Origin of the sequence: Marinobacter sp. GH_1, assembly GCF_048595985.1 — a bacterium.
In the GTDB taxonomy this organism is placed as follows: Bacteria; Pseudomonadota; Gammaproteobacteria; order Pseudomonadales; family Oleiphilaceae; genus Marinobacter; species Marinobacter shengliensis.
In genome coordinates this window covers 3,381,363-3,400,288 of the sequence record NZ_CP184460.1, presented here as the reverse complement: position 1 = coordinate 3,400,288, position 18,926 = coordinate 3,381,363, and the positions used below count along the sequence as shown (strand labels likewise).

The following is an 18,926-nucleotide window of genomic DNA, read 5'->3' as shown; positions in this document are numbered from 1 at the left end:
GTGGGCAGATATACGTGACTGAAACGGCGAAGGTTTTGTTATGACCACACTGAACGAAGGCATTCAACCCCCCTCGGTTCTGATCTTTGACTGGCACGGCACTTTGGTAGACACCCACGATGCCATGTTCAGCGCCATGGAAGACATGTTGCCGCAGCTGGAAGATCTGGGGCTGGTGGAAAAGTTGCTGCCTGAGGAGCAATGCCGCACGCAGGACGATGCCCGGCTGGTGCGTTACATCCGTATCTTCCGGCGCCTGCATCCGAGGATTCTTGCGGAGCGGCGGGTGTCCAGAACCGACATCTTCAACGCCATCTTCGGTGATAACAAAGCGGCCAAGCTGGTTGCCCACAAAGCCTACAACAACGCTTACCGGAAATATTTTGGCCAGGTGAAACCCTTTCAGCCCGGCGCCTATGAGTACCTGTGCGCGCTGAAAGCCATGGGCATCAAGCTGGCGGTATCGACCAACCGCAACCGGGAGTTTCTGGACAAGGAACTTCAAACGGTGGATGAGGGCCGATGGCATCATCTGTTCGATGCAACGGTATGCGCGGATGATGTGACCGAATACAAGCCCGACCCGCAGGTGATTCTCAAAACCCTGGAGAAGCTGGGGCTGCGGGCCGATGCCCGGGCCTGGTATGTGGGCGATAGCTACGTGGATATGCTCACCGCCCACAGTGCCGGTGTGTCCGGCGTGTTCTATAACGGTGCCTGCTGGGAGCCGGACCGGATTTCGAGCTGGTTCACCTCCCGGGATGCACCGGCGGCGGTGCTCGACAGTTTTGAAGACCTGATGGATTTGCTGGCGTTGCTGGAGCGGGAACAGCCTGAGGCGTTCGCCGCCAGCCCTGCGGAAGTGCGCCCGAAGCCCTTCCCGCCACCCGAGCGGCCAGAGCCACGCATTGAGCCGGACTGGCACCCGGCGTTGGTGAAGCTGATTCGCCCGGCGGTGGTGTTGTTCGACTGGCATGCCACCCTGGTGGACACCCTGGATGCCATGTACCACGCGGTGGACGATATGCTGCCGGATTTCCATACTCTGGGGCTGATGAGCCGTATGGTGGCGCCGGAAGACAGTAAAACTCCGGAAGATGCCCGCCTGGTGGCTTACGTTCGTGAATTCGCCAAACTGCATCCGAAAGTAAAGGCAGACCGGAAAATCTCCCGCACCGATATTTTCGAGGTGCTGTTTGGGGACGATCAGCAAGCCAAGCAGGTTGCCCACAAGGCGTTTAACCATCACTACCGAAATCACTACGGCACGGTGAAGGCCTTCGAGCCGAAAGTCCGGGAAGTATTGGAGGGGCTGCGACGACTGGGTATGCAGGTGGGCGTGATCACCAACCGGGATAGGGAGTTCTTTGAACACGAGCTGGCCGCCGTGGAAGACACCGGTTGGACCCACCTGTTCGATGTGGATGTTTGCGGCGATGATACCCCGCTCAGAAAACCGCATCCGGACCAGCTGCTGCTGGCGGTGCAGAAACTGGATTACCCGCCGGACCCGAGTGTGTGGTACGTGGGAGATTCTACTACCGATGTGATTGCCGCGAAGCGGGCAGGTATGACGTCGGTGTTCTTCAACGGTGCCCAGTGGGACTTGCCCTGGCTGAACCGGATTTTTCCGGGCACTCACAAACACCCGGACAAACCGGACGTGGTGGTGAATGACTTTTCCGAGTTCTGGGCGCTGGTGCTGGCGTGCGAGGTGGGTCCGGCCTGAGGGTGTTACTCCTCTGCGGGTAACTCAAAGGGGATTGTCTCCCAGCGTGCCCGCGCCAGTCGCTCGTAGTTGTGCAAGGCCTTCTCGATGGCGAGGCCAATGGCCAGAATGCCCTCGAGGCCATTGTTCGGTTCCTGCAGAGGAATGGGTACGCTGACCGTAATCTGGAACTGGCGGGTAGACGCATCGTAGCGAATGGGTGATATCCACAAATCGGATTTCCGCTTCACGCCATGTTCCGTTTCTTCAGCTATTTCCTGATACTTCGGTTCGTCGCCTTGCCAGTAATCGGAGGACAGCTGGCTCATGGCAACCAGAGCGCCTCGGTTGTCCGTTAACAGAAGTTCCGTGACCAGCCCGTCTTGCTCAACTTTCCACTGCTTCAATGCCTGTGAGGCGGGCAAAGCCTGAATCTCGGAGGCCAAGGGCGTTTCCTGCTCCGGTGCCAGCGCCTGCCAGAGGGTGTCTTGAGTCAGAATTTCCGTGAAGGTGTCAAACCTCGGTCCCTGGTGAATGGCCTGGGCCAGGTTAATACGCTGACCGAGCGAGGCGATCAACCTGCGCGCTTGCACAGCGATGTGTTGATACTCGTCGTCAGATAAGAGTGTGTGCTGGTCCATGCACTCTGGCAGCTGCTGGTTGAAGCGGGCCAGAAATCCCGGATGCTGACTGACGAATCTGGGGTTCAGATACAAATGCAGCGGCGCGTAGCGGAGGAACTCCCGGCTCAAGGTTTGGCCGAGTGCCGGGGTTTCGGTTTGTAGAATCTCCATCACCCGCTGGTCCATCAGTGCTATGTCAATCCGTTGGCGTTTAAGCAAGGCGGGCAGCTGTTCTGTGGAGCTCACAGTGACAAAGGGCTCAAAGCCATTTTGTTTAAGCCAGACCTCTTCGTTGCTGCCGCTGACAACGCCTATTTTTGCGGTTGCTGGGTCAGGGCGTGTGCCAAGGTAAAACCAGTACCATTTTTCCAGCGCCACCGGGTGACTGATCACGGCTGCTTCATCCAGCTCCTGTGATGGGTCCACGGCGAAGTAGCCGTCAACCAGATGGCGTTGGAGAGCAAAGCGGGCGCGATTCTGGGGCATCAAGCGAACATGCACCTGGGCGCCGGCATGCACCATAGCGCATCGGACGGTATCGACGGTTTCGCCGGTAACTTCCTGGCCCCCGGGTGACGCGCTTGCCTGCTGATAGGGTGGGGAATCAAAGGTATACAGGCTGAAGGTTTCATGATCAGCAAAAACGCCCAGGGGGATCAAGGCGAGAAAAAGTGCTGTTGTCAGGGGCCTGATAGACATGCCGCTCTCCAGCGTCCTTGTTGCTGACAATTTACTGATGTTACAGCATAGCAGCCAATCGGCCGATTATCCCTTAGCCGTTTAGCTGAGTCAGATTACAGATGCTCCAGGTTGGCAAGCAGCCACTCCCCGCGGCTGAGAATGGCACGGCGCCGCTCATCTGGCTGTTTATCCCAGTTCCGATACATCATGGCCATGCGCGGATTGTTGGCAAAGTCATCCCGATGGCGGTCGATAAAATGCCAGTACAGGGCGTTGAACGGGCAGGCCCTCTCCCCGGTGGCATCCTGCACCCGGTAATGGCAGTTCTGGCAGTGGTCCGACATGCGCTGGATGTATTTGCCACTGGCGGCGTAGGGTTTGGAGCCCAGATAGCCGCCATCGGCGTGCATCACCATGCCCAGTGTATTAGGCAGTTCTACCCAGTCGAAGGCATCGATGTAGACTGCCAGGTACCAGTCACAGATGTCCTCCGGATGTATGCCGGCCAGCAGGGCGAAGTTGCCGGTCACCATCAGGCGCTGGATGTGATGGGCGTAGGCGTTTCTGGCGGTGGCATCAATGGCTTTGTGCATACAGCGCATTTTGGTTTCACCGGTCCAGTAGAACCAGGGCAGGCTGCGCTGGTTGTTCAGCCGGTTCTCTTTGGCGTAACCCGGCATCAGAAGCCAGTAAATGCCGCGAACAAACTCGCGCCAGCCGATGATCTGGCGGATAAACCCCTCTACCGCGTTCAGTGGCGCCCGCCCGGAATACCACGCTTGTGCCACCGCCTGGCAAACGTCCGTCGGGTCCAGTAATCCGGTGTTCAGATAGGGGGACAGGATGGAATGGAACAACCAGTCTTCGTGGTCGGACAGCGCATCCTGATAGTCACCGAAACAGGGCAGGGCGAAGTCGATAAAGTGTTCCAGAGCTGCCTGGGCCTGGTCCGCCGTGACGGCAAAATGGAAGTCCTCTGAGGTGCCGAAATGGTCGGGAAAGTACTCCTCTACCACCTGGATTACCTCTCGGGTAACCGAATCTGGCTCCACGCGAAACGGTGCCGGCGCGGGCGGTTTGCCGGACCATTTCTTCCGATTGTCGGAATCGAAATTCCACTGGCCGCCCTCCGGTTTGCCTTCAGGCGTCATCAGCAGGCCGGTTTTCTTGCGCATTTCCCGGTAGAAGAATTCCATGCGCAGTTGTTTGCGACCCTTGGCCCAGTCGGCGAACTCCTGTTTGCGGCACGCAAAGCGGGTGTCTGGCCGAATCTCCACTGGAATACCCAGGTGTTCGTGCCACTGGCTGATCTGCGAGTGCAGCCGCCATTCACCGCACTCGGTGGTGATCAGTCTCTCGGGCTTGTGCTCTGCGGCGAGCTTTGAAATGACCGCTTCCAGGGATTTTTCCGGGTTATCCGGATGGTAGCGCTGGTAATGCACTTGCCAGCCTTGCTGCTTCAGTTCCCCGGCGAAGTGGCGCATGGCGCTGAAGATATACACCAGCTTTTTCTTGTGGTGATTGGTGTAGCTGGCCTCGTCATGGACTTCCGCCATCACCACCCGATCGTTGTCTTTATCTGCGCCTTCGAGTGCAGAAAGCTGGTGGCTCAGCTGGTCGCCGAGAATCAGAATCAGGTTGGCCATGGCATCGGCTCCGGTGTAGGCATTATCCCAAAGGGGTAGGCTGAATACGCCATGGGCGCAAGGGTGGTTCAGTGGCTATGCTGATAGACTCCAGATGATACGCATCAACTGATGCTCGGGGCCGATAGGGCATAATGGATGCTTTCCGGCTTGCCGACCTTTTCTGACGACAGAGTTTTAACTATGGCTTCCAACAACGCTGCAGAAAACAACCTGCCCGCCTTCATCTGGGATGAGGCACTGATACGCCGCTACGACCTCAGTGGTCCCCGCTATACGTCCTACCCCACGGCGGTCGAGTTCACCCAGAAGTACGGCATAGAAGACATGGTGAAAGCGGCCGGCCGTAGCAAGGCGTCTGGTGGCCCTATCTCTTTGTACACGCACCTGCCGTTCTGCGCGCACCTTTGTTACTACTGTGCCTGCAACAAGGTGATCACCAAAAAGCGCGATAAGGCCATGCCTTACGTGGAGCGAGTGCTGAAAGAAGCTGCTATCCAGTCAAAACTGTTCGGGGCGGACCGCCCGGTGCAACAGTTGCATTGGGGCGGCGGCACGCCAACGTTCTTGCCCCGGGATGTGATGCAGCACCTGATGGCCGGATACGCTGATCTGTTTAACCTGCAGTCTGGCGATGAGCGGGATTACAGCGTCGAGATTGACCCTCGGGAAGTGGACCAGGATACCCTGTCGACCCTGTGGGAGCTGGGCTTTAATCGCATCAGCCTCGGCGTTCAGGACGTAAACCCGGAAGTGCAAAAGGCGGTTAACCGTATTCAGCCCAAGGACATGACCGAGGCGGTTTTGAACGAAGCCCGTCGCATTGGTTTCCGTTCCATTAACCTGGACCTGATCTACGGCCTGCCGTACCAGACCCCGGAAAGTTTTGCACAAACCCTGGAATCGGTGATCGAGATGTCCCCGGACAGGCTCTCCGTGTTCAGCTACGCGCACCTGCCGGACCGCTTCTACCCGCAAACCCGGATTCAGGCCGACACTCTGCCAAGCCCGCAGCAGAAGCTGACCATTCTGCATAACACCATCAACCGCCTGCTGGAAGCCGGTTACGAATACATCGGCATGGACCACTTCGCCAAGCCGGACGACAGCCTGGCCGTGGCCCAGCGGGAAGGCCGGCTGCACCGGAACTTCCAGGGCTACACCACGCATTCGGATTGCGATTTGGTGTCTCTGGGAGTGTCTGCCATCGGCCAGACTGACGATGCCTATTTCCAGAACAACCATGATTTGCCGTCCTGGGAAGCTTCCATTGATGCGGGGCAACTGGCGATCGTTCGTGGCGTGGGCCTGAGCCGGGATGACCGGATTCGCCGGTGGGTGATCGGCCAGCTGATCTGCCAGTTCCGCCTGGATCGCAAACTGTTTGCAGACAAATGGAGCGAAGACTTCGATCGGTACTTCGCGGATGAACTGAACCGCCTGAAGCCGATGATCCAGGATGAACTGATTGGCGACGATGGCGGCGTGCTGCAAGTTCAACCTGCCGGCCGGTTGTTGATCCGGGCGATTTGCCAGATCTTCGATATGTACCGCAAGGAAGGTGCCAGCCAGCGGTTCTCGCGGATTATCTGATCTGATTTCCCATAAACAGAACCAACAAGGGCTGCCAAATGGCAGCCCTTGTTGGTTTGACTCGATGAATTAGCTAGCCACTTTGAACTCGTTGGCCAGGTCCTGGAGTTTGCGGGCAAGCCTGGCCTGCTCTTGAGTCACTTGATTAATCTCCTCTGATCCGGTCAGCGTCAGAATGGCCGCTTCGCTGACCGTCTCCATACTGCCTGCCAGTTCACGTGTCACCGCGACTTGCTGTTCCGATGCAGTGGCAATCTGGGTGGCCATGTCGGAGATGCTATTTACGTCCGTCAGGATGTCCGCGAAGGTTTTTTCCATCTCAGAGGCCTGTTCGCTGGTCTGGTTGGCGAGCTTGTGGCTGGCAACAATGGATCGGCTGGCGCTGTCGGTAATGTTCTTGAAGCCGTTGATGATGTCTTCAATCTGGGTAGTCGATTGATGAGTTTGTTGGGCCAGGGTCCGTACCTCATCGGCCACCACTGCAAAGCCGCGACCGTGCTCGCCAGCCCGTGCCGCCTCGATGGCAGCATTCAGAGCCAGAAGGTTGGTCTGGTCCGCCACTTTACGTATGACATCCACCACTTCACTGATGGTGCCGCTGCGTTCCTCCAGTTCTTCGATCACCTGATTCACTTCCTGAACCGATTGCGCCAGGGTGCGGATTTGCTCAACGCTTGAGTGCAGTACCTGCTCACCGGTCCGGCTCTTCTCCATGGCACTGTTGGAAGCGTCCGCAACCTGTTGGGTGTTTTGGGAGATTTCCTCCGAGGTGGCGGACATTTCTTCGGTGGCGGCAGCAACCTGCTCAATCTGCTGTTGCTGGTTCTTGATCTGGCCGGAATTCTGGCCCGCGGTGGAGCTGGTTTCCTCGGTGGCGGTGGCCAGTTGCACGCTGGCCTTATCGATCTGCATCAGGGCTTCGCTGAACCGGCCGAAAAGTTCGTTGACCGCCTTGGCAATAGTGCCGGTTTCGTCCTGGCTGGACACCGGGATATGCCGTGTCAGGTCTTTGTTGTCCATGGCATAACGAACGCCAGACAACAATGCGGCTACCTGGTTATGGATGGCGTGGATGATCACCAGCATCAGCAAGATCACGATAATGATGGCACCGCCTGCAATCGTAGAGGCGCCAATAAGTGCCTTGCGGGCATCACCTACCGCTTCGGTAGCCGCGGCTTCCACTTGGGCCAGCATCTGGCTGCGGATACGGTTGATGGCTTCAATTCGTCTGGTTGCTGCGGTGAACCACTCGCCGGGGTCCAGGGCATACATGCCAGACGGACTGCTCAGCAGGGTTTCACGCTGGTTCCGAAATTCCCGGCTTACCGGCAGGTTTGCCAGCTGTGTGATGTCTCCCCGCAGTTCCGAATCGCCCGGCAACATACTGATGGCCGAATTCAGGTAGGCATCCTGCTGACCGCTCATGCCGGTTACCCGCCCGAGCGTTGGCAGGTCAAAGTCCCCGGATCGAATGAGCGCCGCGCCGTTAGCGCGCTCCCGCCCGGCCATTTCCACAGCTCCCGCCAATGCAAAATAGCCGTTGATCTGGCGGCTCAGGTCGGCGTCGGTTGAGCGGCGTACCAGCAGGGGAACCCGGTCAACCATTTCCATGATCATCGTGGTGTACTGGCTGGCAGAGTCGGCACTATTGATGTTGCGGTTGTCGATGCCCTGGCGAAGCCTGCCAAGGCCGGACAGTTGCTGTTCAAGGCGGTCAATACTGGCTTTGATCACGCCATCAAATTCGGTGTCAGACACCAGGACTCGGAGCCCGTCGCGATAGGTTCGAAGGCTTCGGTCTGTATCCTGGCGCTGGGCATCCAGGTCGCGCTTTGACTGTTGCTCGCCGCTGGAACCTGTCGCGCTCGACAGCAGAACGGCCGAGCGGCCGCGCTCCTTTTGCAGGGACTCAATCAAAGGATCAGCCAGCTCTGCCAGGTTCACCATGGCCTGCAACTGGCGCATGTTGCCTAGCTCATCCGCGTTACGGCTGATACTGAAAGCGGCAAAGAAAACGATGACCAGCAGGGCCGGAAGTACCAGGGTAATGAGCTTGCCCCGCATGGAGAGGTTATTAAGGAATGACATGGAAGATCCCCTTCACTGAATTAATTCGTCCATTGTGGGCAAGTGTAGCAGCCGAGGGTATTCACGAAGCGGGGTAGCTGATGGGGTAGGTTGGGCTTTGTAAGTGCCTGTAAAGTAATGCTATCTGTATGGCCTGGTTAGAAAAAATGGTCCTGTACGGGCAACTGCGTAGAGTACTGCTTTTGGGGTAGAAGGCGGTTATCGCCCGCTCCGCTGACAAAGGTCAAGGTGCCTTAGTGGCATGGCGGGTATGGTGCCGGCACGTCTTTCAGCGGAGAAAACCATGGAACTTGTCTGCCCCGCCGGTAGCCTTCCCGCACTGAAAACCGCCGTCGATAACGGCGCCGATGCGGTGTACTTCGGCTTTCGCGACAGCACCAATGCCCGCCAGTTTGCTGGTCTGAACTTCAACGAAAAGCGCGCAGGGGAGGGCATTGAATACGCCCACTCCAAGGGCAGCCGGGTATTCTGTGCCATCAATACCTATCCGCAGCCTGATGGCTGGGAACAATGGAAGGGTGCGGTGGACCGCGCCGCGAACCTGGGTGTGGACGCCATCATCCTGGCCGATATGGGCCTGCTGGAGTACGCCGCCAGCAAATATCCGGACACCCCTCGCCATTTGTCGGTACAGGGCTCTGCCACCAGCCACGAAGCCCTCTCGTTCTATAAAGACAACTTCGATATCCGCCGGGCGGTTCTGCCCCGTGTACTGTCCATTGATCAGGTGAGGGGCGTTGCCAAACACAGCCCGGTGGAGCTGGAAGTGTTCGCCTTCGGCAGTCTGTGCATCATGGCGGAGGGCCGTTGTTACCTGTCTTCCTATCTCACCGATGAGTCTCCCAACACACGAGGCGCCTGCTCGCCCGCCAAAGCCGTGCGCTGGCAGGAAACCCCGCAAGGTCTCGAATCCCGCCTGAACGATGTCTTGATCGACCGTTATGGCCAGGGCGAGTCGGCCGGTTACCCGACCCTGTGCAAGGGCCGTTTTGAAGTGGAGGGCAGTGTCTATCACGCCATTGAAGAGCCGGTCAGCCTCAATACCCTGGACCTGCTGCCAGAGCTAAAAGAGCTGGGTATCAGCGCGGTGAAGATCGAGGGGCGCCAACGCAGCCCCGCCTACATTGCCGACGTGGCCCGCACCTGGCGCCAGGCGCTGGATCGGCTGGAAGCAACACCGGGCGTGTTTTCCGTAGAGAGCCAGTGGAATCAGACGCTGGCCGGGCTTTCCGAAGGTGGCCTGACCACCATTGGCGCCTATCACCGCAAGTGGAAATAAGGTTCAGCTGATTATGATGAAACTATCCCTTGGCCCGATTCTGTGGTTCTGGACCAAGCAGTCCGTGTTCGACTTCTACGCCAAGGCCGCTGAATGGCCGGTAGAGACCATTTATCTTGGCGAGGTGGTCTGTTCCCGTCGCCGGGAACTGAAGCCGGATGACTGGCTTGACCTGGCCCGCGACCTGAAAGCCTGCGGCAAGAACGTGGTGCTTTCTACCCTCACGCTGATCGAATCCGAAGCCGACCTGCGCCGCCTGCGCCGGTTCTGCGAACAGGATGAATTCCGTGTGGAGGCAAACGACCAGAGCGCCCTGCAGGTGGCCATCCGCAACAACATTCCGTTTGTGACCGGCCCCTCCATGAACATCTACAACACCGCCACCCTGAAAATCCTGGCCAGACAGGGACTGCAAGGCTGGAACCTGCCGGTGGAGCTTGGTAAGGAAACCCTGGAACAGCTGATCAGGGAGTTGAAGGCCGAAGGCCTGGATCTGCCCGCCGAGGTATTCTCCTGGGGCTTCCTGCCGCTGGCCTGGTCGTCCCGTTGCTTCACTGCCCGCCATTACAACCTGCCCAAGGACAACTGTGAGTTCCGTTGCCTGGAGCACCCCGATGGTATGGAGCTGCGCTCCCGGGAAAGCCAGGAGTTGTTCCGCCTGAACGGCATTTCTACCTTGTCTGGCTCCCGCTATGACCTGATGAGGGAGTTGCCGGATATGGAGCGCATGGGGGTGAGCACCGTGCGCCTGAGTCCGGAGCATCAGGGCATGGATGAGGTAGTCAGACGCTTTGACCAGGTACGCCGGGGGGAAGTGCCAGCCACCGACCCGCTGCAGCTGGTGGAAGCGCCGCCGTGTAATGGGTATTGGTATGGCAAGCCGGGGATGGATTTGGTAGGCGCCTGAGCAATATCAAAAGGCCGGGGCATTGAACCCGGCCTTTTGCGTCAGGACCCGTTATTCCGGGCCCAGCCCAGATCCTCAAGAATGGCATAGAGCGCTGGCAAGGCCACCAAGATCAGCACGGTGGACACCAGCAGGCCGAACACCACCGAGATCACCAGCGGAATCACCGCCATGGCCTGGGTGCTGGTTTCTGCAAGCAGGGGCAGCATGCCGGCAACAGTGGTGCTGGTGGTAATCAGGATGGCCCGGAAACGGGCCCGGCTGGCGGCCCCAGCAGCTTCCAGTGCGCTCATGCCCTGTTCCCGGTAACTCTTGATGAACTGCACCAGCAGAATGGCATTATTCACCACAATCCCGGCCAGTGACGCGGCACCAATCAGTGACGGCATGGACAGGTTGTAGCCCATCAGCAGGTGGCCCCAGACGGCACCCATAAAGGCCACCGGGATGGCCAGCATCACGATGATCGGCTCCAGGTAGCTGCGGAACTGGAACGATAGAATCAGGAAAATCCCCAACAGACCAATCAACAGTCCCCGGGCGATGGACTGGCCGGTTTCCCGGGAGCGGGCGGTCTGGCCTTCTATCTGCAAGGTAATCTCTGGCCACTGTTCACGCAGTTTCGGGAACGCCTGGCTCTGCAGGTCGGCCACGATGGCATCGGCATTGGTTTCCCGGCCGTTGACATCTGCGGAGACGGTGACCGTGCGCAGGCCATCAATACGGGTAACCTGTGACCATTGCCGTTCCTCGGTGATGGTGGCGACTTCCCGCAGCGGCACCATCTGGCCTTGGCCGGTGGTGATTACGGTATCTTCCAGGAACTGTCGGGTGTTGCGCTCTGCGCTGGTCTGGCGCACCAGGATTTCGATGTGTTGATCACCGATCTGTACCGTATCCACGATATCACCGAGCAGTCCGGTTCGGATCTGGCTGGCCACTTCGGCCGCTGTTAAGCCGAGGGACAGGGCACGGTCATTCAGTGACAGGGTGCGTTGGGGCTTACCAGGGCGCAGATCATCCAGCACGTTGAAGGTGCCGTTATAGGTGGCAACTTCGTCGCTCAGATACCGGGCGGCCGCTTTCAGCTCATCCAGATCACTGCCCTGCAGGCGGACTTCGATGGGAATGCCGGCGGGGCCGAAGCCGGGTTCCTGTATATTCAGGGCAATCAGCCCCGGAATCTCACCGATTTCCTGATACCAGCGGTCGGTAAGGGCGGCGAGATCTACAGTGCGCAGCTCTGCTGTTAGCAAATCAGCCATCACGGTGGCCACATGGGCACCTTTTTCGCCCGCTCCTGCGTGCTGGTTGAAGCGGGTCTGGATGTTCTGCACAAGGGGTTGCTGGTCGGGCTGGTCTGGTGTGTATTCCTCATTGAGCCGGAGCATGGCCGAGGTGATGCGCTCGGTAATGGCTTGGGTCTGGTGCAGTGGCGTGCCCTGGGGCATCAGCACCCGGGCTTCCAGCACGTCGCCGTCGATTTCCGGCATGGCTTCCATGCGCACATGACCGCCGGCTATCAGCCCCACGGAGCCAAGAAGTATCAGCAGCATGCCTGCCAGCACGCCGTAACGGAAACGGATAGCCCCGTCGGCCAGTTGCCCCACTTTCTCCCGGGTTTTTTCAAAGCCGTTGTCGAAGGCGGAGCGAAAGCGGGAAGGCGCTTTCTCGCGCTTTTTGCCAAGGCCGCTTTTCAGGTGGTGAGGCAATATCCAGAAGGCTTCGATCAGTGAGGCGGCCAGTGCCGCAATCAGCACCACCGGCAGCACCTCCAGCACTGCGCCCAGTTCTCCGGCCAGAAACGCCAGCGGGATAAACACGGACACCGTGGTCAGGAAGGAGGACAACACCCCGGGCAGAATCTCCCGGGTTCCTTTGGCAGCCGCTTCCAGCGGGCTGTTGCCGTCGGCGTGCCACTGGGCAATGTTGTCGGTGATCACTACCGAATCGTCCATCACAATACCGATGGCCATGAGCAGGGCCACCAGGGTGATCATGTTCAGGGACAGGCCGGTGAGAACCATCACCACAAAGGCACCGGCAAACGCAGTCGGAAGCCCGAACAGGGCCCAGAAGGCAAGGCGGGGGCGGAAGAACAGGGCCATCACCAGGCCTACCAGCAGCAAACCGGTGATGCCGTTGCCCACCAGCATTTGCAGGCGGTCTTCGACGATTGAGGTCATGTTCTGGGTGATTTTCAGCTCAACATTGCCGCCATGGCTGGCCTTTTCCTCGTCGATAAAAGCTTCCAGGGAATCCATCACCCGCAGGGCATCGTCGTGGCGGTTTTTGTGGATCTCCAGGATGATGGCGCGTTGGCCGTTGAAATCCACCCGTTCCTCTTCCCGTTCGTGGGCCTCGGTGATGGTGGCAATGTCGCCTAGCGTCAGCACAGCGCCGGCTGCTCCGCCGATCACTGGCAGTTCGGCCAGGGCATGCAGGGAACGGCGTTCATCCACAAACCGCAGCTGGATGTCCTGGCTGTCGGTCTCGATGGTGCCCAGGGGCATGTCCAGGTTCTGGCTGTTGATGGCCCGGGCAATATCCCGCACACCGAGGCCATACTGGCGCAGCAGGTCCCGGGATACTTCAATGTGCCACTGGCGCTGGGACAGGCCCACGGGAATCACATCGGCCACCCCGTCCATGGCGAACAGGCGGTCCTCCAGTTGACTGGTGTAGGCTTCCAGGTGAGAAAAGCTCATGGGCCCGTATACCGCGATGGCGGCTACAAGGCTGGTGCGGTACAACTCACGGATTATGGGGTTTTCTGCTTCTTCGGGCAGGTCGGTCAGGGCTTCGATTTCGGTGCGGATATCATCCAGAAACCGGCCCATATCACCCTGTGGTGCCATGCTGGCGATGGTCTGGGCCTGGTTGTCCCGGGCGGTGCAGGAAACCTCCTTCATGTAATCCACCCGTTGCAGCGCTTCACCCAGTCGCTGACAGATGGCTTCTTCCACATCCGCTGCGGTGGCCCCCCGGTATTCCATGGTGATGCTGACTTCCGGCGGCAGGTAGTCGGGGAAGGTTTCCCGGTTCAGGTTGGGTGCAGCGAACAGGCCTACTGCCAGAATCAGGATCAGCAGCAGGTTACCGGCGGTCGGGTGTCCCGCGAACCAGCGGATCATGGCTGATCTCCCGGGGTCAGTAGGGTGCCGTCGATGGCCGGAACCAGGTCATCCAGAACCAGCCGGTCTCCCGGTGCCAGTCCGTCATCGATAATGACATCTTCACCTTGTTGCCAGGCGACAGACACTGGCTGGCGCTGCAGGCGGTTGTCCTCGTCGGCAAGGTACACCACGCCCTGATGCACCGCGCTGGCCGGGATGACGATGACAGGCTCCGGAGTCTGCGCGGTAATGCTTGCCTGCACAAACATGTTGCGGACCAGGGGCGGGCGTGCTGGCGGATTGGCGTTTCGGTAGGGTTCGTCTACAGAAATAACGGCCTGAACTGTGCGGGTGGCCTGGTCCAGGCTGCTGGTGACCCGGGTGAGTTTGCCCGGCCAGTGGGCATCCGGCACGTTGGTGGGGGTTACCCGGATATCGAGTTCGTCCAGGGGTAATTGATCATGAAAGTCGGTGAAGTGGTTGGTGGAACCAGTTTTCGGCAGGCTGCCCCCGGACAGCTGCGACAGCACCCGGCGCAGTTCCGCCACTTCCAGCTGCACAGTGGCTTCGGCGCGGGTGATATCGTCGGCAATGAACAGCGTCTGCCCGGGGCTGACATGCTGGCCGGTGTCGATGTCGGCCTGGTGTACCCGCAGATCCCAGGGCGCTTCAAAGCGGGTGTCGTCCAGGTCTTCCCGGGCACTGGCCAGGGCAGATTCCGCTCGGGCCTTGCGAGCTTGCAGGGTGTCACGCCGGACCGGAACCAGGTTCAGCTGGTTGCGCAGGGTCTGGACTGCCTGCTGCTGTTGCAAGGTGGCTCTTTGCTGCTCGTCGTACCGGGTTTGCGACAGGGCATCCCGCGCCACCAGGGTTTCAGCCCGGTCCAGCTCCCGCCGGGCCAGTGTTAACCGGCGTTCTTCCAGCTTGAGTAACTCGCCGGTATTGCGCTCTTCCTGGTCCAGTTGTCGCAGCTCCGCTTCAATGCCGGCCAGGTCCGCCCTGGCGGAGGCTTCGGCCAGTTCATAGCGGGTCGGGTCGATCTCAAGCAGCCGCGTGCCCTCCGGGATCAGATTGCCGCTTTCCAGCTCCGGGTGTTTCCAGATAACCCGGCCACCCACGTTGGCCACCGCATTCCAGCTTCGGGCCGGCAGCACCTGGCCATAGCCGCGGGCTTCGGTACGGAACTCGCGAGGAGTGATTTCCATAATCCGCACCGGCGTTGCGGCTGCCTGTGCCTCGACCCTTTCCGGGGGCTGCTTCAGCTTTACCATGATTACCACAAAGGCAATGCCGGCAATCAGGGCCAGCGCCAGGGTCAGTTTATTTTTCCGGGTCATTGCTCATCTCCTGAAAACTGGCGCTGTAAAGTTTGAAGATTCGGGGGGCGGTCTGTTCAAGGGTAGCCATTTCGCCGCTGACCATGCCCTGAACCACCAACCCCTGAATGGCACCCAGATACAACACCGCCGCCGCTTCGGTATCGATACCGGCGGCTATGCACCCCTGTTCGATGCCGAGCTGCAGTAAGCCGACCACCTTTTTACGGTAGCGGGCAAGGGTCTGACGGACGATGGTTTTGGCAGGGCCATTGCCGGGTTTTTGCAGCTCACCCAGCATCAGGCGGGGAATGCCCGGGTGCCGGGCGATAAACCCCACATGGGCAAGGAACATGGCTTCCAGGGCCTGGTCAGCCTGCTCGTGCCGGTCCGCCTCCCGGAACACCTGGCTGGTCAGTTGCTCCGAGACCCAGCCTGCCACGGATTCCCACAACCGGTTCTTGTTCGGGAAATGCTTGAACAGCGCCCCCTGTGACAGCCCCACTTCATCGGCAATCCGGGCGGTGGTCAGGGTGGCCGGGTCCTGCTCGGCACACAGCTGAACAACCGCTTCGATAGTGGCGGACTGGCGCAGTTCGGTGCTTTGGTAGGTACGTTTATCGGGCGCTTTTGTGGTTGCCATTGGAGCTTCCCTGAAAGAAAGTAATCAATTGCTTTATTCTGGTAGGTGATTGCCGATTACGCAAGAAGCAAGGTGAACAAGCCGTGGTTCAGGGTGTAGGTAAAAGCCGTGTAAAGGTCACCCGGTTTGATTTACCTCAAGCATTACGACCGGTGGTAAGCGTAGTTTGCTATTTGTTGATGGCGACGCAGAGGAAATTGTCATGTCGCGTATTCCGTTGTTTTTCTGGGGGCTGGTTGCAGTCGTCAGTGCTGTCTGGTTCGCAGCCGATAGCCTTTGGGTGAGCCCGTTTGCTTACTTCCCGTTCCGGTCGGTGTTTGTGCAGTATTCCGGCATCCTGGCGGTGGTCATGATGGCGGCGGCCCTGGTGCTGGCGTTGCGGCTGCGGGTCCTGGAACGTTGGGTTGGTGGCCTGGACAAGGTGTACCGGCTGCACAAATGGCTGGGCATTGGTTCGCTGGTGCTGGCCACGCTGCATTGGTGGTGGGCGCAGGGCACCAAGTGGATGGTGGGCTGGGGCTGGCTGGAGAAGCCGGCCGGCAAAGGGGCCGGGCAGCAACTCACCGGCCTTGAAGCCTGGTTCCGCGGCCAGCGGGGGCTGGCAGAAACTTTGGGCGAATGGGCCTTCTATGCGGCTGCCGTGCTGATTGTGCTGGCGCTGGTGAAGGCTTTTCCCTACCACCTGTTCCGTAAAACCCACAAGCTGCTGGCGGTGGTGTTCCTGCCCCTGGCCTGGCACAGCTTTATCCTGATGGAGTTTGATTACTGGGCAGCGCCCATTGGCTGGCTGACTCAGGTCGCTGTTGTGGCTGGCAGCGTGGCAGCAGTCTTGCTGCTGGCCGGCTGGCCGGGTAAAGCCCGAAAGGTATCTGGTGAGGTGGTTTCCGTGGCCCACTATCCTGACCTGAAAGTCTTCGAATTTCTGGTAAAGGTTGCACAGGGCTGGTCCGGTCACAACCCCGGGCAGTTTGCCTTTATCACCTCGGATGCGGCGGAAGGCCCGCACCCTTACACCATTGCATCAGACTGGAATCCGGAAACCCGGTGCCTGAAATTTGTGGTCAAGGAACTGGGAGATCACACCCGCCGGGCCAGCCGCCGGATCTGTGAGGGCATGCCCATTGCATTGGAGGGCCCCTATGGCGGCTTTGATTTTGAAGATGATTGCCGCACCCAGATCTGGGTGGGGGCGGGTATTGGTATTACGCCGTTTATTGCCCGGATGGGACGCCTGGCGGGTTGTCCTGACAACCGCGCTGTTTACCTGTTCCACCCCACCGCGGATGTCAGCGAAGAGGCCCTGGCCAAGTTGCGGGCGGATGCCGAAGCCGCGGGCGTTAACCTGGTCATTCGATGCAGTCGCACCGAAGGCCGACTGACGCCGGAGGAAATCCGGGATGCCGTGCCCGACTGGCAGCAGGCCAGCCTTTGGTTCTGCGGTCCGGTAGGTCTGGCCAAGACCCTGTTCAGCCAGTTCCGGAAATGGGGTATGCCGGCGAAACGGATGCACCGGGAGTTTTTTGATATGCGTTGAGGGCTGCGCTTACTGGTGCTGGAGCCAGCCTTGCTTCCGAGCTTTCTGATACAGACTACGCCCACACCAGTTCTGCTGCTGCCAGAAGAACCGGAAGTGCCAGGCGAGCTCTGGAATCCAGAAGCGCTCGGGCGTTTCCAGTGAGGGCTCTCCGGGCGTCAACTCCAGGTCGGCGGTAATGACCCCGGGGCCTTCTTGGCGGTGGCGGCGGGCCAGCCGGTTGCCTGTATGGTCGATAATCTGCGCCTCTCCCATCAGTTCTCCCTGATATCGGGGAGAGGGCAGGCCGAAAGGTGCCATCGGGATGGTGCCTTCCAGCGGGCCGCAGTGTGCCGCGTGAATGTTGGCAACGCCCAGCATGCGCGCAAACTGACCCGGTGCCGCTGCCATGTAGTCGGCATTCATGCTGGCCATGGTGTCCATAAAACCCCTCAGAACTGGCCAGTTGAATGGCGGCGACCACCAGTGGCTGCCGGTCATGGCGAAGTCGATTTTGCCTTTGAGCCGATGCACGGTGCCGGTGCGAATGGTTTCCCAGCATACGGCAGTGCCGACCAGCCCAAATGCTGTGTCGTGCAGGCCATGATCACTGCCACCGGTGTAGTAGGCATTTTCGATCATGGTGGGCAGGTCTTTGTCATGCCGGCTGACGGTGCCATCAGGCTGCACCAGAGTGTAGCAATTGTAGACATCGGCAGACTTGCCCGTGCCCCGGTGCTCCAAATAGGACCCGCCCACCAGCAGGTTATGGTCGGTGGCGTATTCTCGGAGTAAATCCAGCGCCGGGTTTTCGGTCGGCAGGCTGGCGGCCCAGAGTCTCGGGTTTTCAACAATCGGGGTGGTAAAAAACTCTGGTACGGCAACAACCCGGGCCTTCTGGTGAACCGCTTCATCCAGTAGCTCCCGGATATGATCCAGGTTGTAGTTAAGGTCACCCAATCGCCCTTGCATCTGTAGGGCAGCTACCCGGGTTTTCGTCATGCTGTGTCTCTGCTTTTTATGAGTGATGGATCGCCGCACCGGCATACAGTCGCAGCTGAAGCTTGTGGCTGTGGAAAACAACCCGGGGCTTCAGGTTATCAATGCCCAGGGACCGGAGCCGTTCGGTCATCGGGTGCTGGCTGCTGCCCACCCGGGCGCGAACACTGCCCGGCAGGCATGCCTTGCCACCGCCACGGGTGATCACCTGGGTGCGTAACAGTTCGCTGTTATGCCATGAGTAAAGCACCAGATCCAGTTGGGGCCCCGGCATTCCGGGTCCGGGGTTGCCGCTGAGGGTGAGTATGGTGTCCTCGCTGTCCGGGTCATGGACAATGCCTTTGAAGTTCTTTGACGTGAGTGTGAAGTCGATGGGTGTCACGAATTTCGGAAATCCCCAGATATCACGGCCAGCCGCACGGGCCAGCTTTGTGGTTACCGGCAAATCGATGATGGTGAGGCCCTCGGTGCGGGAATCCATGGATTGATATAGCGAGAGCCATGGATGTGCGGGCATTTCGAGATTCTCTGGCACAGTGACCAGGGCAATACCGGTTTCGTTGTATCTGGCAACGGCGGTTTCCCGGTATTCATAGAAAGCGATGGCCACTACGGCCTTGTTGCCGGGGAACCGCACAGGTTTGACCGGTTGGCCTTCGAGCAGGGCCTCGGCTTTGGCGTAATCCACTTCCCACATGCCAAGAAAATTGGAGTTGTCGTAGTAAAGGATAGGCAGGTCAACCTTGCCTTCGCTGGTTTCGAAGGGGGTCAGCGGGTACTGAAAGAACGGGTCTTGTTGCCACTTGCTCAT

The 18,926-nt window shown here is 59.2% G+C and carries 13 protein-coding genes; 5 read left to right on the top strand and 8 right to left on the bottom strand.

Translation table 11 applies throughout. The annotated features are described in order from the left end of the window. Positions 1–40: 40 nt before the first annotated feature. Positions 41–1,729, top strand: a complete 1,689-nt coding sequence (locus ACNSOI_RS15455) for an HAD family hydrolase (RefSeq protein WP_230713868.1) — start codon at positions 41–43, stop codon at positions 1,727–1,729. A 5-nt stretch (positions 1,730–1,734) separates the two neighbouring features. Here the strand turns inward: ACNSOI_RS15455 and ACNSOI_RS15450 are convergent, their stop codons facing one another. Then, positions 1,735–3,030 (bottom strand): transporter substrate-binding domain-containing protein, encoded by a 1,296-nt coding sequence (locus ACNSOI_RS15450; protein WP_230713866.1) that lies wholly within the window; start codon positions 3,028–3,030, stop codon positions 1,735–1,737. Positions 3,031–3,125: 95 nt separating this feature from the next. Next, complete coding sequence (locus ACNSOI_RS15445; RefSeq protein ID WP_420194465.1) at positions 3,126–4,658, bottom strand: cryptochrome/photolyase family protein; 1,533 nt, start codon at positions 4,656–4,658, stop codon at positions 3,126–3,128. Positions 4,659–4,841: 183 nt separating this feature from the next. Between ACNSOI_RS15445 and hemN the strand changes: the two genes are divergently transcribed. Beyond that, positions 4,842–6,251: an oxygen-independent coproporphyrinogen III oxidase gene (gene hemN, locus ACNSOI_RS15440; RefSeq protein WP_420194464.1), complete on the top strand. Its 1,410-nt coding sequence runs from the start codon at positions 4,842–4,844 to the stop codon at positions 6,249–6,251. 69 nt (positions 6,252–6,320) lie between these two features. Here hemN and ACNSOI_RS15435 read toward each other — a convergent pair whose 3' ends face one another. Then, entirely contained in the window at positions 6,321–8,342 is a 2,022-nt protein-coding gene (locus tag ACNSOI_RS15435) for a methyl-accepting chemotaxis protein (RefSeq protein ID WP_420194463.1), read from the bottom strand. A 283-nt stretch (positions 8,343–8,625) separates the two neighbouring features. On the opposite strand from ACNSOI_RS15435, the gene ubiU reads away from it, so the two are divergent. Together ubiU and ACNSOI_RS15425 are read left to right on the top strand one after the other, a co-directional pair. Continuing rightward, positions 8,626–9,621 carry a ubiquinone anaerobic biosynthesis protein UbiU gene (gene ubiU, locus ACNSOI_RS15430; RefSeq protein WP_061333221.1) on the top strand — a complete coding sequence of 332 codons (996 nt, stop codon included), beginning with the start codon at positions 8,626–8,628 and terminating at the stop codon, positions 9,619–9,621. A 13-nt stretch (positions 9,622–9,634) separates the two neighbouring features. Further along, positions 9,635–10,528 (top strand): U32 family peptidase, encoded by an 894-nt coding sequence (locus tag ACNSOI_RS15425; RefSeq protein WP_420194462.1) that lies wholly within the window; start codon positions 9,635–9,637, stop codon positions 10,526–10,528. 41 nt (positions 10,529–10,569) lie between these two features. Here the strand turns inward: ACNSOI_RS15425 and ACNSOI_RS15420 are convergent, their stop codons facing one another. Genes ACNSOI_RS15420 through ACNSOI_RS15410 form a run of 3 tightly spaced genes read right to left on the bottom strand, consistent with a single transcriptional unit; the run spans position 10,570 to position 15,603 of the window. After that, on the bottom strand, positions 10,570–13,662 hold the full coding sequence (locus ACNSOI_RS15420; protein ID WP_420194461.1) for an efflux RND transporter permease subunit: 3,093 nt from the start codon (positions 13,660–13,662) through the stop codon (positions 10,570–10,572). Continuing rightward, positions 13,659–14,981, bottom strand: coding sequence for an efflux RND transporter periplasmic adaptor subunit (locus tag ACNSOI_RS15415; protein ID WP_420194460.1), 1,323 nt, complete (start codon positions 14,979–14,981; stop codon positions 13,659–13,661). Before ACNSOI_RS15415 ends, ACNSOI_RS15420 begins: the two co-directional genes overlap by 4 nt. Further along, positions 14,965–15,603 (bottom strand): TetR/AcrR family transcriptional regulator, encoded by a 639-nt coding sequence (locus ACNSOI_RS15410; protein WP_420194459.1) that lies wholly within the window; start codon positions 15,601–15,603, stop codon positions 14,965–14,967. Before ACNSOI_RS15410 ends, ACNSOI_RS15415 begins: the two co-directional genes overlap by 17 nt. Positions 15,604–15,805: 202 nt before the next feature. On the opposite strand from ACNSOI_RS15410, the gene ACNSOI_RS15405 reads away from it, so the two are divergent. Then, positions 15,806–17,137 carry a ferric reductase-like transmembrane domain-containing protein gene (locus tag ACNSOI_RS15405; protein ID WP_420194458.1) on the top strand — a complete coding sequence of 444 codons (1,332 nt, stop codon included), beginning with the start codon at positions 15,806–15,808 and terminating at the stop codon, positions 17,135–17,137. 9 nt (positions 17,138–17,146) lie between these two features. Here the strand turns inward: ACNSOI_RS15405 and ACNSOI_RS15400 are convergent, their stop codons facing one another. After that, positions 17,147–18,118: a carbon-nitrogen hydrolase family protein gene (locus tag ACNSOI_RS15400; protein WP_420194457.1), complete on the bottom strand. Its 972-nt coding sequence runs from the start codon at positions 18,116–18,118 to the stop codon at positions 17,147–17,149. Between the two features lie 16 nt (positions 18,119–18,134). Continuing rightward, positions 18,135–18,926 (bottom strand): acetoacetate decarboxylase family protein, encoded by a 792-nt coding sequence (locus ACNSOI_RS15395; RefSeq protein ID WP_420194456.1) that lies wholly within the window; start codon positions 18,924–18,926, stop codon positions 18,135–18,137.